This window comes from Planktothrix tepida PCC 9214, from assembly GCF_900009145.1.
GTDB classification, from domain to species: domain Bacteria; phylum Cyanobacteriota; class Cyanobacteriia; order Cyanobacteriales; family Microcoleaceae; genus Planktothrix; species Planktothrix tepida.
The window spans coordinates 577,335-589,812 of the sequence record NZ_LN889802.1 but is presented as its reverse complement, the minus strand read 5'-3'; the positions used below and the strand labels follow the sequence as shown (position 1 = coordinate 589,812).

The 12,478-nt window shown below is 40.9% G+C and carries 15 protein-coding genes; 5 read left to right on the top strand and 10 right to left on the bottom strand.

The genetic code is table 11. The annotated features are described in order from the left end of the window. The first annotated feature begins 103 nt into the window (after positions 1-103). Positions 104-1,507: an IctB family putative bicarbonate transporter gene (locus tag PL9214_RS16925; RefSeq protein WP_072719923.1), complete on the top strand. Its 1,404-nt coding sequence runs from the start codon at positions 104-106 to the stop codon at positions 1,505-1,507. 71 nt (positions 1,508-1,578) lie between these two features. Here the strand turns inward: PL9214_RS16925 and PL9214_RS16920 are convergent, their stop codons facing one another. Next, positions 1,579-1,761 (bottom strand): hypothetical protein, encoded by a 183-nt coding sequence (locus tag PL9214_RS16920; RefSeq protein WP_072719922.1) that lies wholly within the window; start codon positions 1,759-1,761, stop codon positions 1,579-1,581. Positions 1,762-2,635: 874 nt separating this feature from the next. On the opposite strand from PL9214_RS16920, the gene PL9214_RS31330 reads away from it, so the two are divergent. Next, positions 2,636-2,857: a hypothetical protein gene (locus tag PL9214_RS31330; protein WP_186440379.1), complete on the top strand. Its 222-nt coding sequence runs from the start codon at positions 2,636-2,638 to the stop codon at positions 2,855-2,857. 82 nt (positions 2,858-2,939) lie between these two features. Here the strand turns inward: PL9214_RS31330 and PL9214_RS16910 are convergent, their stop codons facing one another. The 4 genes from PL9214_RS16910 to cdf31 all read right to left on the bottom strand — a co-directional run bounded on the left by PL9214_RS16910 (position 2,940) and on the right by cdf31 (position 5,731). Next, positions 2,940-3,356, bottom strand: a complete 417-nt coding sequence (locus tag PL9214_RS16910) for a TIGR02588 family protein (protein WP_072719920.1) — start codon at positions 3,354-3,356, stop codon at positions 2,940-2,942. After that, the gene (locus tag PL9214_RS16905) at positions 3,353-4,255 is read right to left on the bottom strand and encodes a TIGR02587 family membrane protein (RefSeq protein ID WP_072719919.1); all 903 of its coding nucleotides are present in this window, start codon (positions 4,253-4,255) and stop codon (positions 3,353-3,355) included. Before PL9214_RS16905 ends, PL9214_RS16910 begins: the two co-directional genes overlap by 4 nt. 89 nt (positions 4,256-4,344) lie before the next feature. Continuing rightward, positions 4,345-4,692, bottom strand: a complete 348-nt coding sequence (locus tag PL9214_RS16900) for a 4a-hydroxytetrahydrobiopterin dehydratase (RefSeq protein WP_072719918.1) — start codon at positions 4,690-4,692, stop codon at positions 4,345-4,347. Positions 4,693-4,813: 121 nt separating this feature from the next. Beyond that, positions 4,814-5,731 (bottom strand): CDF family zinc efflux transporter Cdf31, encoded by a 918-nt coding sequence (gene cdf31, locus PL9214_RS16895; protein WP_072719917.1) that lies wholly within the window; start codon positions 5,729-5,731, stop codon positions 4,814-4,816. 157 nt (positions 5,732-5,888) lie between these two features. On the opposite strand from cdf31, the gene PL9214_RS16890 reads away from it, so the two are divergent. Further along, complete coding sequence (locus tag PL9214_RS16890; protein ID WP_072719916.1) at positions 5,889-6,245, top strand: hypothetical protein; 357 nt, start codon at positions 5,889-5,891, stop codon at positions 6,243-6,245. 127 nt (positions 6,246-6,372) lie between these two features. Further along, entirely contained in the window at positions 6,373-6,774 is a 402-nt protein-coding gene (locus PL9214_RS16885; RefSeq protein WP_072719915.1) for a hypothetical protein, read from the top strand. Positions 6,775-7,229: 455 nt separating this feature from the next. On the opposite strand, the gene PL9214_RS16880 is transcribed toward PL9214_RS16885, so the two are convergent. The 3 genes from PL9214_RS16880 to rbfA all read right to left on the bottom strand — a co-directional run bounded on the left by PL9214_RS16880 (position 7,230) and on the right by rbfA (position 9,871). Continuing rightward, a complete protein-coding gene (locus PL9214_RS16880) occupies positions 7,230-7,454 on the bottom strand; it encodes a DUF4327 family protein (RefSeq protein ID WP_072719914.1) in 225 nt (74 codons plus the stop codon). Between the two features lie 232 nt (positions 7,455-7,686). Beyond that, positions 7,687-9,291 carry a glycoside hydrolase family 3 N-terminal domain-containing protein gene (locus PL9214_RS16875; protein ID WP_072719913.1) on the bottom strand — a complete coding sequence of 535 codons (1,605 nt, stop codon included), beginning with the start codon at positions 9,289-9,291 and terminating at the stop codon, positions 7,687-7,689. Positions 9,292-9,472: 181 nt separating this feature from the next. Continuing rightward, the gene (rbfA, locus tag PL9214_RS16870; protein ID WP_072719912.1) at positions 9,473-9,871 is read right to left on the bottom strand and encodes a 30S ribosome-binding factor RbfA; all 399 of its coding nucleotides are present in this window, start codon (positions 9,869-9,871) and stop codon (positions 9,473-9,475) included. A 144-nt stretch (positions 9,872-10,015) separates the two neighbouring features. Between rbfA and sipA the strand changes: the two genes are divergently transcribed. Continuing rightward, positions 10,016-10,267, top strand: coding sequence for a regulatory protein SipA (gene sipA, locus PL9214_RS16865; protein WP_072719911.1), 252 nt, complete (start codon positions 10,016-10,018; stop codon positions 10,265-10,267). A gap of 111 nt (positions 10,268-10,378) precedes the next feature. Here sipA and PL9214_RS16860 read toward each other — a convergent pair whose 3' ends face one another. Then, positions 10,379-11,203 carry an alpha/beta hydrolase gene (locus PL9214_RS16860; protein ID WP_072719910.1) on the bottom strand — a complete coding sequence of 275 codons (825 nt, stop codon included), beginning with the start codon at positions 11,201-11,203 and terminating at the stop codon, positions 10,379-10,381. A gap of 173 nt (positions 11,204-11,376) precedes the next feature. Further along, a complete protein-coding gene (locus tag PL9214_RS16855) occupies positions 11,377-12,273 on the bottom strand; it encodes a type II secretion system F family protein (protein WP_072719909.1) in 897 nt (298 codons plus the stop codon). Positions 12,274-12,478: the final 205 nt, after the last annotated feature.

The following is a 12,478-nucleotide window of genomic DNA, read 5'->3' as shown; positions in this document are numbered from 1 at the left end:
CAGAGTCGAGAGAAAGAATAGAGAATGTTGTTCACAACAGGTAAATTAAGGTATACTAATGTCTGAATTTCATTCTCTATGATCTCAAAACCTATTACATGGCATGACCACCTTAAACACCGTTTGGCAACAATTTACCCTGCAAAATGTATTAATCTACCAATGGCGTAATACCAGTGTTCTCTACCGCTTAACAGGCGTTTTACACCAATGGCGACAGGGAAGTTGGTTATTGCAGTGGGGTGAACCCTTGGCGGCTGTATTAATTAGTATTGTATTTGGTTTAGCACCCTTTGTAGGAACCGCATTAATTGGGGTTTTATTAATTGCTTGTGCCGCTTGGTGGCTAATATTAACTCTCACCGATGAACCTTCACAAACAGCCTTTACGCCGATTCATTTAATTGCTTTATTATACTGGGGAATTGCTACCATTGCAACCGCCTTATCTCCTGTAAAAATAGCGGCATTTAGTGGGTGGACAAAATTAACCCTTTATTTAATTTTATTCGCTTTAATGGCGAAGATATTGCGATCGCCAAAAATCCGTTCAATTTTTATTACTATTTTTTTGTTAACGGCTTTAATCGTCAGTGTTTATGGTTTAAGACAGTGGTTTTATGGGGCGGAAGCCTTAGCCACTTGGGTTGATCCGACCTCTCCTCAGTCAAACTTAACACGAGTTTATAGTTATTTAGATAACCCAAATCTATTAGCCGGATATTTATTACCCGCAGTGGGATTAAGTTTAGCATCCTTCTTTGTTTGGAAAGGGATTTTACCAAAAGCTTTAGCCTTAACCATGATTATTGTTAATTCCTCCTGTTTAATTTTAACCTTTAGCCGAGGAGGATGGATTGGATTAGTGCTATTACTGTTTACCTTTTCCATTCTATTATTATACTGGTTCAGTATTCGATTTTCTCCCTTTTGGCGACAATGGGCTTTACCCATAGGTTTAACTGGATTAACCCTTTTCCTATTATTCGCAGTGATATTTGTTCCCCCAGTTCGAGATCGGGTAGCGAGTATTTTTGCTGGACGGGGAGATAGTAGTAATAACTTTAGAATTAATGTTTGGATGTCGGTGATTGAAATGATTAAAGATCGCCCCATCTTAGGAATTGGCCCTGGAAATGTAGCTTTTAATAAGATTTATCCTCTTTATATGCAGCCTCGTTACACCGCTTTAAGTGCCTATTCAATTCTTTTAGAAATTACCGTTGAAACTGGCATTATTGGTTTAAGTTGTTTTCTGTGGTTATTAACAATAACCTTTAATCAAGGATGGATGCAATTAAAACGACTCAGAGAGTTAGGAAATATCCAAGGATTTTGGTTAATGGCAGCAATTTCCACTTTAGTTGGAATGTTGGGTCATGGATTAGTTGATACGGTTTGGTATCGTCCCCAAGTTAATACTTTATGGTGGCTCATGATTGCATTAATAGCCAGTTATTATCAACCTAAACCTCGAATTTTATCCGATGAAGTTCAGACGTATTGAAATCCCTAATTTCTTCTCTCCTTCGGTGTCCTGTCCCCTTCCAATACGTCTACAAATCGGTTATTCAAGGGTTATCCAATCCTCATTAATGCTTCTAATTCTTCGGTGATAGTGTAGTCAAGGGTTCCTAAAATTGCAGGAGGAAAGAAGTTTTTAATTGAAGACCAAAGTTCCTGAGCTTGTTTAACTTTTTCCTGGGAATAAAATGCACCAGCAACCGTAGAAGTAGAACTGTAGCACAACAATAATTCCATAGTCAGATTCTCACAAGTCGATGATGTTTACCTGTACTCAGTAAAACCTAAGTTGCTGAATTTCTACTCATTGTTGTGCTAGTTTTTGATGTGATCCCTCAATACCTAGACAGTCAACACTTCAACTCCGATGGATGGGTCTTAAGGTGATCTGGAGTGAGGTAACTCCCTATGACAGTTTGTCAAACTGGCACAATCTTTTTCTAGTTGACTGTAATTTGTAGTGTTTTTCTACTCTAACACAATAATATAGGTTTCAGGACAATCGAGGAAACATTCAAGTCCAGGTGTAAGAATTGAAACCCTTAAAATCCGCGAATTTACAGGGATTTAATCATCTGTGATCACAGGTCTAAGTAATTTACCTTAAAGTATCTTCCATTTTGAATAAAACCCTGTATTATATGTAAGGTAAACAAAGAGAAATATCACAACTTCCTTAATAACTCAGGAAAGTTGCATTTTCTGAAGGGTAAGGTCAGAATAACTCAGGAAATTCTGGGTGTCTTATTGACAAAAGTGGTTTCCTTGAGTTAAGAATAGCTTTGGTGAGTGAAGTGTTTTTATTCCCAATCTTTCCTAATTTCTCGCTAGAATTTTAGGAACTGGGAACCCTCACTACTCATTCAGCCGATATTAAAGTCAGGGGAATACAAAAGTGACTTGTATTGCACTCAATTTAAGCGTTCTAGGAATCGAGAATCTTCAATTGAATAGCTTCAAGTTGCTTCAAACTATGTCCCTGAAAACCGAAAGAGTTAAACCTCAATCTGGGTTTAATATTGAACTTCCCTTTCAGAACTATTTCTGAGATTAAGGGGTGTTGTTTCTCAATCTAGTTAGTTACCTATTTCCAATCTTCTTGAGATCTCCTATGAAAAAGTTTGCTGTAGTGTTCACGGGTTTAGCAATAGCTTCTTCTTGTTTATTAACGGCTTGTGGTGGTAATACCACCACTGAAACTACCCCTGCTCCTGAAGCTTCTCCAGCAGCAACCACTGCTCCAGCAGTTTCTCCTTCTCCAGCAGCGACTACTTCCCCAGCAGCGACCACTGCTCCAGCAGCTTCTCCTTCTCCGGCGGCTTCTCCCAAATAAGGGAATTAATTTTACCGGATTCGATTTTATTTCCTCTCCCATTACTCAGGGGAGGAAATTGTTTTTATTTAATGAATCAGTCTCACGGTAACTTATAACTGGCGACTCGAATTCTAACTTCTCCTTCTTGGGGGTTATGACTGAAAATAAATGCACCTGATGCTGATTCTCCGCCAGAAAGATAATCAATTTGTTGTTCTCCCTGTTCAATGACTGTTCCATTCAAGTAAAATTCTCCAATTACTTGTACTGATTGTGCGGTTTCTCCTCCTTCATTGATGACGGTAAAGGGTATATAAAATTGTTCCTGTTCTTGGCGTATCATTTCCCGTTGACCCAAGGTTAAAACTGGAGGTTTATGTTTTTGAATTCGCCAACTATAAATTACCAATCCCAACAACAGTCCCAGAATAACGATAGCAATACTAAAGCTAAATTTTTCAGCTATTGAGAAATTCGATTCTGATGAATTTTGATTCGATATATCATCTTTAATCATATTGCTAAACGTCCTGCTGCTCCTCCAACGGTTGCCGGAAGGCCTAAAATTAAAGTCGAGCGTAGCCATAAAAACCAAGGATCACTAAAATTTAATTTCTGAAAGAACCACAGCATAAAAACGGAAGCGATTAGAGAAATTAAATAAGAAAAAATGGTTTCGGTGTGGGGCGATTGAAATAATCCTTGCTGATGATGACGCTTTTGTTGATTGATAAAACCCGCCGCAAAAACAATTCCATAGGAAATGATTAAAGAGGCTATAATAATAGCAATTAACCCAGGAGGAGAAGTTGCACCCGCAAGAATCCGCACTTCATCCGTAGGCGCAATATTAAAGGCAATAAACATCGCTCCAATAAAGGTAGCACTGATATCATCCACTGTGTCTTTTAAATTGATTTTATGCGCTTTCAAAAAAGTGGATTTTTCGGGCTTTTTCTGTTGAGATGATGAGGAAGGTTTAGAGGGTTCATCACTTAACATTAACTCAGCTAACGCAGCACCAATGGCAAAGGGAATGCTTTCTAAAATAATTTTTCCCAGAGCTTCATTGAGGGGAGTCTTTTGATTAATTTCTTTTAGTAATATTAAAATTAAGGTGGTACAAACTAACCCAATAGCCAAAGCTTCAACACTTTCTAAAAGTGTATTTTTTAACGTTTTCTGTTGATGACGACGAAATCCAGAGACTCGGTTTAATAAAAACACAACAAAGTAGGTAATTCCCAATAGCGTTAGCATTAAAGGGGGTTCTGTAAAGGAACCAATTTGCCAAACTTCCATTGTATATAACAGGGGAATTCCAAATAAAAATCCCCCGGACATTCCTCGCACCAGTTCTTGGCACTCAAAAGACCAAGATTTTGAACGATTTGCAGAATAGACTTGCTTTTTCATTCATCTTAAAGGAGATAAGCTGTTATAATTAATAATAGGAAATAGGGAAATCATTAAGCATCTTACTCCTAATGAGTAATTCGTAATTTTTAATTCTTAACGCCTGCTAAATCATCGGTTTTAGCTGCCATAATAAAGTCATTTTGATGTAACCCTGAAATAGCATGAGTCCACCAAGTTACCGTAACTTTTCCATATTCTGTTAATAAAGCAGGATGATGATTTTCTAATTCAGCAATTTCACCCACTTGATTTGTAAAAGCTAAAGCCGTTTTAAAATCTGGGAATGAATAAGATCTTTGTAGTCGGGATTCTCCATCTACTTCAATTAAATGCCAATAAGGAATTTGAGGTTTGAGGGCAGCAATTTCCTCTAAACTCACGGGAGTTGATTTTTGATGGCAAGCCTCACACCTTTGTTGAGTTAAAGATGTCATTTTTATCTCCTTAATATAATCAATTAAGTTTGATTTTTAAACTTATTTATTGAATCAGCATAAAAAAAAACGGATTAAATATTATCTATCTACAGAGAGAATTTTGCGGTTTCATCTTTGCCTATTGAGACTCATAGGTAATTTGTTCCGATTGATATTGGGGGGGTTCAACATGAATTAAAATTCTGACCGGACTAAAACGGTTTTCTAATTCTGTTTCAACTGCTTCTGTAATACTGTGGGCTGTTTCTACATCTGTTGCTTCCACAATCATGTGCATTTCAATAAAAACTTGCCGTCCAATCATCCCACGAGACGCAATATTATGGCAATTTACGACACCGGGAACAGACATGGCAATCTCTTTAATGGTTTCGGGATCAATCACCATTTGATCGACTAACCAAGGCAAATTTTCTGTTAATACACTCCAGCCACTTTTAAATACTAATAAGGCTACGGGAAACGCTAAAATTACATCTAAATATTGCAATTTAGGCAAATTCCAAACTTCTCCTTGCCAAATTCCAATTAATCCTCCAAGCACCATAATGGTTATCCAAACATCACTCATTGTATGTTTAGCATCGGCTACTAAAACAGCACTGCCTAAACGCTGTCCAGCAGTCCGTTCATAATAAGCTACAAAAATATTAATCCCTAAAACAATCAACAAAATCCATAATTCATGAGGAGAAATTTTGACAGGTTCACCTCCTCTAAAAACTCGTTCCACGGCTCCACTTAAAATTTGAAAACAGGCAATTCCCAAAAAAACACCAACACCCAAAGCCCCTAACGCATCGAATTTTTGATGTCCATAGGGATGTTCTCGATCCGGTTTGGGAGAGGCAAAATGATTCGTAACTAACCCTAAAACATTATTAGCACTATCTGTTACACTATGGAGGGCATCAGCGAGTAAGCTCAAAGACCCTGTTATGGTTCCGATAATCACTTTAATCGCCATGACTAACAGATTTAAACCGAGTGTTAGTAATAAAACCCATTGAATTTTTGAACGATTATCCTGAACCATAAAACCTCCCCTTTGAAACTTTGAGGCTAAAGGAAAACTTTTTTTAGAATATCATCTTCTCTAATTAAATTAGCTATTGAAATTAATTTTCATTTCGGTTAACTTAACAGTAAAATCAGATTAAAGGATTTTAAGTGTTGTTTTGAATAGGTTTTCTATGTCTGCTTCTCCACTCACACTCAATTTAACTCAAGGTTCTGTCTCTCTGCGGTTTACCCCCGAAGCCGCCCAGAATTTAAAAGGGGTGCTCGATGAAATCATGCAAAAACTCAAAGCGGTGGCGGCAAAAACAACTCCAGGAAGTGGTAAACCCACCCCTCAAAAACCGATTGAATATCAATATACCGGGGATATTTTTTTAGAAGTTTTTTGTAACCCTAATATTTGGCCAAGTCCCTTTGCGGCGAAAGTCTTGATTACAGTCCGCGATGAACGCATTAAACTCATGACTGAAGCGGAACTCACCCGAATTATTGATGATGTGAATCAATACCTCGACCAAGTAAGGGAATAAGTTGTTAGAATATACAAGCAAAATCGGGCTTTTTTTGGCTTAGGCTAACTCATCCCGAACAAATCTACCAAACGCTGATCACATTCAAGCTTGAATCCTATCTAAATTGAGGAATGTTTTGATTCTGATGAATCCTGAACACTTAACCGACCTACTCCACAAAGGATTTCGCGTCACCCTTGGCGCGACTTCTTCCCTGATTGAGATCCTACAAGATCCTTACAAACGCAATGAGAATCTCGGAAAAATTCAGTCACAGGTTAGCGAATTAGCTGATGAATGGGCTGAAAAAGGAAAAATGACCGAGCAAGAAGCTCGCAATTTTGTGGATACGATCCTTTCTCAACGTCATCAGAACGTTAATACAGACACAACAACGGTAACAACTTCGTCTTCTGTTCCCTATCCCTCAACAGTTCCAAGTGGGTCTGACCCAGAACCTATCCGGGAAATTCAAGACCTCACAACTCAAATCGCCGAGTTACGAGATGAATTAAAACACCTACGCGAATCCAATTCTTCTCACTAATAACGATTAATCCCGCCTCCAAAACTCAACTATTGGGATCAGAATTGATCGGAATTGGGCTCCAGAGGAACGGGCGGGATTATCGTTTTCAGTCTTATTGCTTGATATCTAATCGCAGAATCTATCCTGAAATTGTTCAATTTCATACTGCCATCGATACCACATCGCACGAGCTTAAATTTTAACTTTATTATTCGTTCCCAAATCTCAGATCTTGAGGAAGGTTCCTTCAAACTGCCAGGATTAATCCTAAGTCAACTCATTGATTACGAATTCAAGATATTTTAGACTTAAGACATCGGAAATCAGCAAGGCTTGAAAGAGCCAATAGATTGAGTTTCTAACTTGACCTGGATCAGTAGACCCATAAATTTGAGACTACAGATGCAGGAGCCAACATTTAGCGAACTAAAAAGTGTGAAAAATCTTTTGTGTTTTAAAATTCAGTCGAGATTTTAATCGTTATCCCAGGTTTCATGGCCAATTAAGTCGCCAATTCGATCTCTGAGCAAGAAATTGCACTCTTCCAACTCACACTCCACACAAGCCCATTCCCGCGCTGGAATATATTGGCAAAGTGTATAGATGGGTTGCTGACGGCTCACAATTCCCTTGGTGACGAGTTGGCGGGCTTCGTCTTTGATCACATCTAATGAATATTGGACAGTGGTGTAAGTCATAGTTCGCCCTCTTGGGGTTGCCGGAGAAGTTTTTGGCATCACTATTAATATAATCGAAAAATTGATTTTAGGAAAGGTTTTTTTTCAGTATAAGCCAATACAAATACCAGGGCTTTTTCCATAAAAATCTGAAAAGCCCCTAGACATACGCCCAGGACGTAGGTTAAGCCTTCCGAAGTTTTTCTGTGATCACCGTCTGGATTGATGATCAGACACTATTCTTAACTTTTTCTTAAATTCCCCAGAGAACTTTTAATGCAATCTCTTGTGCAACCGACGTTTGACCATAGGAGAAAACAAAAGGAGTTTTAGGGGGAATTTGAGGTAAAAACTGTTCTAGGGTGTAGGGACTTCCGTAAATTACAAGCCCCTGTAACTGATTCTGTCTTAATAGAATATTTAACCAATCTTGAGCAATTTGCGTTAACCCTGAACTATCACGGAAGGCATTCGCGCGAATAAAGACTTGCAGTAAGGTCGGATCAGAAGAAATACGGAGTGATGAATCATTTTGCGAATCCGAAGATACCGGAGCATGACAATCAACCAGTTGTAACCGATAACCCAACTGGGCTGGACGAGCGATCGCCGGGGTATGATTTCCTAAAATCCCACAATTGAGCAAATCATCGACAATCACCAAATTTCGCATCGGTTGCGGAGTCTGAGGAAGAACTAACGGTAAGGTTCCTCCCTGTTTTAGAGAATCCTGTAAAATTGTCCTCACCAGTTGTTGAGAGGTCGGTTGAGATAGGGAATCAAATAAAGTCTTGGGATCTCGATGCGGGAAACAATAGGACTCCGACCGTTGCCAGTCTGGAAATACCTTGGCTTTTGCCTGCCAAATTCGCTGCACAGATACTTCAATTCGTTCACGAGAAATCCGACCCTCAGCCACCGCCGTACAAACAGCTTTAATCGTTACTTGGGGATCAAGGGGCATTAATAAAATATCCGCCCCCGCTTCAACCGCTAAAATCGCCGCCTCTTCGGGACTATATTGTTTAGCGATCGCCCCCATCACTAAAGCATCGGTCACCACCAACCCCTCAAACCCTAACCGTTGTCTTAATTGACCCTGAACAATGGCCGGAGATAAGGTAGCCGGACGTTCCGTATCCCAAGCGGGAATTAATAAATGCGCCATCATCACCGCATCCACCCCCGATGCCATACTCGCAATAAAAGGGGGTAATTCCACCTGAGCTAAACGTTCATCCGCGTGGGGAATTACAGGTAATTCTAAATGGGAATCAATCGCCGTATCTCCATGACCCGGAAAATGTTTCGCTGTTGTTAATACCGGATAACCTTGACATCCCCGAATAAAAGCCGTTGCTAACTGACTCACCCGTTCTGGAGTTTCCCCAAAAGAACGAACATTAATCACCGGATTTTTAGGATTATTATTAACATCTACGACCGGAGCTAATATCCAATTTAAGCCTACCGTCAGAGCTTCTTGGGCGGTAATCGCCCCCATTTTTTCCGCATAAAATTCGGCTTGTTCCAGGGATTGATTTGCTAACGCCCCAATTGCCATCAGAGGCGGAAACCAAGTCGCCCCTGCAAATCTCTGACCGACCCCCTCTTCCACATCGGCAGCCACCAATAACGGAAATTTAGCCCAGGATTGCAATAATTGAGTCCGAGCCGCCAATTCCGCCACACTCCCATCCACTAAAATGACTCCTCCCACGCCCAAATCCTGTAACCAATATTGCAAGCGCTGGGCCGGAGGTTCCCAAAGGGAATAACGAATTTGATGATCAAATAAAAAACCAGAGGCGCGCACCACGACCATCTGGGCTACTTGTTCTGCTAAAGAAAGAGTCATAAATGGGCAGTTATCAGTTATCAGTTATCAGTTATCAGTTATCAGTGTTGGCTGACGATTGACAGTTACACAGTACAGAATAAGGAGCGTTAATTATTTTTTTCTCTCCCCCGCTCCCCTTATCCCCTTATCCCCTTGTCCCCTTGTCCCCTTGTCCCCCTGTCCCCTTGTCCCCTGCCTTCTACTCCTCTTCCCCATAATCACTAAAGTCTTCTTCGTCAGGTTTGCGGTTGTGGGCAATTTCGTTTAATAAGGTTAACATTTTGTCTCCCCGTTCCAAGGAACGATCTTCTAAAAAAATCACTTCTGGAGTACGACGCAAACGAACGCGCTGACCTAAATAGGAACGGATATAACCCGTTGCAGACTTTAACCCTTCCATCGTTTCTCGTCTAGCCTCTTCCGTCCCATAAATACTGACAAAAATTTTGGCGTGTTGTAGATCACCTGAAACATCTACATCCGTAATACTCACCAGACCACTGCCAACACGGTCATCTTTAATCCCATCAATCAGGATCTGACTGACCTCCCGTTTAATTTGTGAAGCCACACGGGACACTCGACGATCTGTAGCCATGATTACGACCCCCTCAAACAGTCTTATTCTTCCACTGTCTCAAGTTTAACGTGCTTATTTCTCATTTGACCGCTAAAATCCCGATAATTGGGGGATTAAGCCCCATGATATCTTACGGATTGAAGATCATTTCTGGGTTTGTTAATGGAAAAAGAGTTTGAAATCCGGCAAAAAGTAAGAGTGATTGCCATTCCTCCCTATGTGAAAACAGCCGAACCCATGCCAATTTTACGGCCATCAAGTGTGATTAAACTCGGTGAAGTCGGTGTTGTGATTGATAGACGACCCGGTGGCTATTGGGGGGTTTTATTCTCCAAAGGAGCCTTCTTACTGGATAGTCAATATATTGAAGCCGTAGAACCCTATAAAGAGGAGGAGACGATGAAACATACTTAAATTGAAGCGATCGCAACAAAGAGGAAACAACCGTTCCTACTCTACAAAACGATGCCACCCCTTGAAGAGATGGCATCACCCACAGAAAAAGGTTAGTTTAGAACAACACCTTTACCACAGACCTCGGACAGGGGGTGGTGGCGGCGGTAGTGGGGGTGGGGGTGGCGGTAGTGGGGGTCGGGGTGCAGGTGGTGGTGCTGGGGGTGCAGGAGGGAAATTTACTTCTTGCAGTGAACACCCAGCTTTTCCATATTGAGAGGCTTTCTTAAACAGAGAATCGAGATTCCCGGCTAGACCCTTAACTTTATCCACTGTCTCAGGAATATTGCCGATATCAACGTATGCTCCAGGGGTGGGATAGTTATCGAGAATATCCAAGAAAGAGAGTTTCCCGTCTGCACTGAGGGCATTGATCAAGGCTGCACGGATTGCTGTCCCGTTCATCGCAGCAGTGCTATTCGAGATTCCGGGTTTTCCGCGATGCAGTCTAATCGTTTTCCCCACCGCATTCGTTAATTCTTCACCTTCTGGGGAGGTGATAATGCAAGTAAAAGGTACTAAATCAAAACCGACCTCTAAGGTCATCAGACCTCGAAGGGTATCAGGTTCGATTTTAGAGGCCTTAACGATTTGGCTAATCGTTTTGGTCATTTCCCCAGTTTCGGCAAAAGTCTTTAACTCACTGATTAAGATGGGGACTTGGAAAGGGCCGTAGGTCAGAATTACACGATCTTCTCCACAGAATACCGTGCGATCCGCGTTAGGAAAATCGAGAATCGGTGAAGGGACTCTCATATAATCCGGGGATGGGGGGCAAGCGCTAGGATGGTGCGCTTTTGCTTGGGGAATCATAACAGCAGTGTTGCTGAATAATACCCCAGCTAGTACCCCCAAAATTAATCTCGGTTGTAGTCTTTGAGGTTTGGGTATTTTCATTATCAACTGATAATTGCAAAAAAATCAGTGTGTTTTGACTTAACAGCTTAAATGGTGTTGCCAAGTTTCACAAGAGTAAAGTCCAATTTTTTAGAAGAGTAGGGAATAAATTGTCGGGTGTAGGGTCTAAAGCATAGCGTGTAAGGTTTAGGGTGTGGGCTATAGAGCCGACATTAACTGGGTAACAGAATTAATAGGGATTTTAGAGATTGTAGTGCTAATAGCAAGACAACTGTACCCGCAATAATAATTGTGGCAGGAACGAGAAGACTCTGTAGACGACGTAAGGTTTGTTCAAGTTCCTCTTCATAGTAATTTGTGAGTTTTTGTAAGGCTAAATCTAATCTTCCCGTCGCTTCTCCGGTGCGGATCATTTGCAAAGCCACCGCAGGTAAACGCCCTTCTAAGCTTTGACTCAAGGTTTTTTCGGCAGGTATTTGACCTAATGCAATGGTAATAGTAGCTTTCATTTCCGATTTCGGAATATGAGCGCGAATTAATTCCAATGCGGCTAACAACGACATTCCACAACTCAGGGGTAATTTTAATTCTCCCAAATACAACATCATCCGGGCTGTGGCAATTTTTTTCACCAAGGGTAAACGAGGCACAATTTTAGGAATCGCCAATCCAATCACCGCTAAAATTCCCAACACGAAAAACCACCCCTGACCCGATAAACCCGATAAATAACATAAAGTGAGTACCAACAGGGCAATACTGATAGCTGTAGTAATAGCAGCAAGGGTGACAGATTGATACAGTTGTTGATGACGAGCTTGTTGTTCCTCAATCTCAGCAATTCGATAGCAAATTTCCGGTAACATCCCCTGGGATTCTCCCAGTTGGATCAAACCAATTGTCCAACGGTCAAAATATCGGGATGCTAAGGCTAAGGCGGAGGCTAAATCAGCCCCTCTTCCTGTTGCTGCTATCATTTTATTGAGATAACGGCTTAATTGAGGATAGCTTTCTTTCCCCACCAAAGTTAAGCTCTGCTGTACCGTTAAGCCGGAGTTAAATAATGTTGCCAATTGGAAGAAAAAAAGAGCTTTTTCGCGGGGAGTCATTAGGGAACTGGGTGTTACTGCTTGAGGGCAGAAGTTACAGAGGTGAGGATAGGTGAAGGTTGGTTCATCATCTATCCTCAACTGGATGCTCTATTGTGCCAAAAAGGAACCCTAGAATCAAGGGTTGTTGGCAATTTTAAGAGATCCGTTGACCATTAGCCCATCTCAACCGGAGTAATATTCCGTTCCTTGAGAGGTGATTCAA

Coding starts and splice junctions, on each gene's coding strand:
- sipA (WP_072719911.1), top strand. CDS start 10,016: ATGGAAAAAGAGTTTGAAATCCGGCAAAAAGTAAGAGTGATTGCCATT.
- PL9214_RS16860 (WP_072719910.1), bottom strand. CDS start 11,203: ATGAAAATACCCAAACCTCAAAGACTACAACCGAGATTAATTTTGGGG.
- PL9214_RS31330 (WP_186440379.1), top strand. CDS start 2,636: ATGAAAAAGTTTGCTGTAGTGTTCACGGGTTTAGCAATAGCTTCTTCT.
- PL9214_RS16900 (WP_072719918.1), bottom strand. CDS start 4,692: ATGACATCTTTAACTCAACAAAGGTGTGAGGCTTGCCATCAAAAATCA.
- PL9214_RS16855 (WP_072719909.1), bottom strand. CDS start 12,273: ATGACTCCCCGCGAAAAAGCTCTTTTTTTCTTCCAATTGGCAACATTA.
- cdf31 (WP_072719917.1), bottom strand. CDS start 5,731: ATGGTTCAGGATAATCGTTCAAAAATTCAATGGGTTTTATTACTAACA.
- rbfA (WP_072719912.1), bottom strand. CDS start 9,871: ATGGCTACAGATCGTCGAGTGTCCCGTGTGGCTTCACAAATTAAACGG.
- PL9214_RS16890 (WP_072719916.1), top strand. CDS start 5,889: ATGTCTGCTTCTCCACTCACACTCAATTTAACTCAAGGTTCTGTCTCT.
- PL9214_RS16925 (WP_072719923.1), top strand. CDS start 104: ATGACCACCTTAAACACCGTTTGGCAACAATTTACCCTGCAAAATGTA.
- PL9214_RS16910 (WP_072719920.1), bottom strand. CDS start 3,356: ATGATTAAAGATGATATATCGAATCAAAATTCATCAGAATCGAATTTC.
- PL9214_RS16880 (WP_072719914.1), bottom strand. CDS start 7,454: ATGACTTACACCACTGTCCAATATTCATTAGATGTGATCAAAGACGAA.
- PL9214_RS16885 (WP_072719915.1), top strand. CDS start 6,373: ATGAATCCTGAACACTTAACCGACCTACTCCACAAAGGATTTCGCGTC.
- PL9214_RS16920 (WP_072719922.1), bottom strand. CDS start 1,761: ATGGAATTATTGTTGTGCTACAGTTCTACTTCTACGGTTGCTGGTGCA.
- PL9214_RS16905 (WP_072719919.1), bottom strand. CDS start 4,255: ATGAAAAAGCAAGTCTATTCTGCAAATCGTTCAAAATCTTGGTCTTTT.
- PL9214_RS16875 (WP_072719913.1), bottom strand. CDS start 9,291: ATGACTCTTTCTTTAGCAGAACAAGTAGCCCAGATGGTCGTGGTGCGC.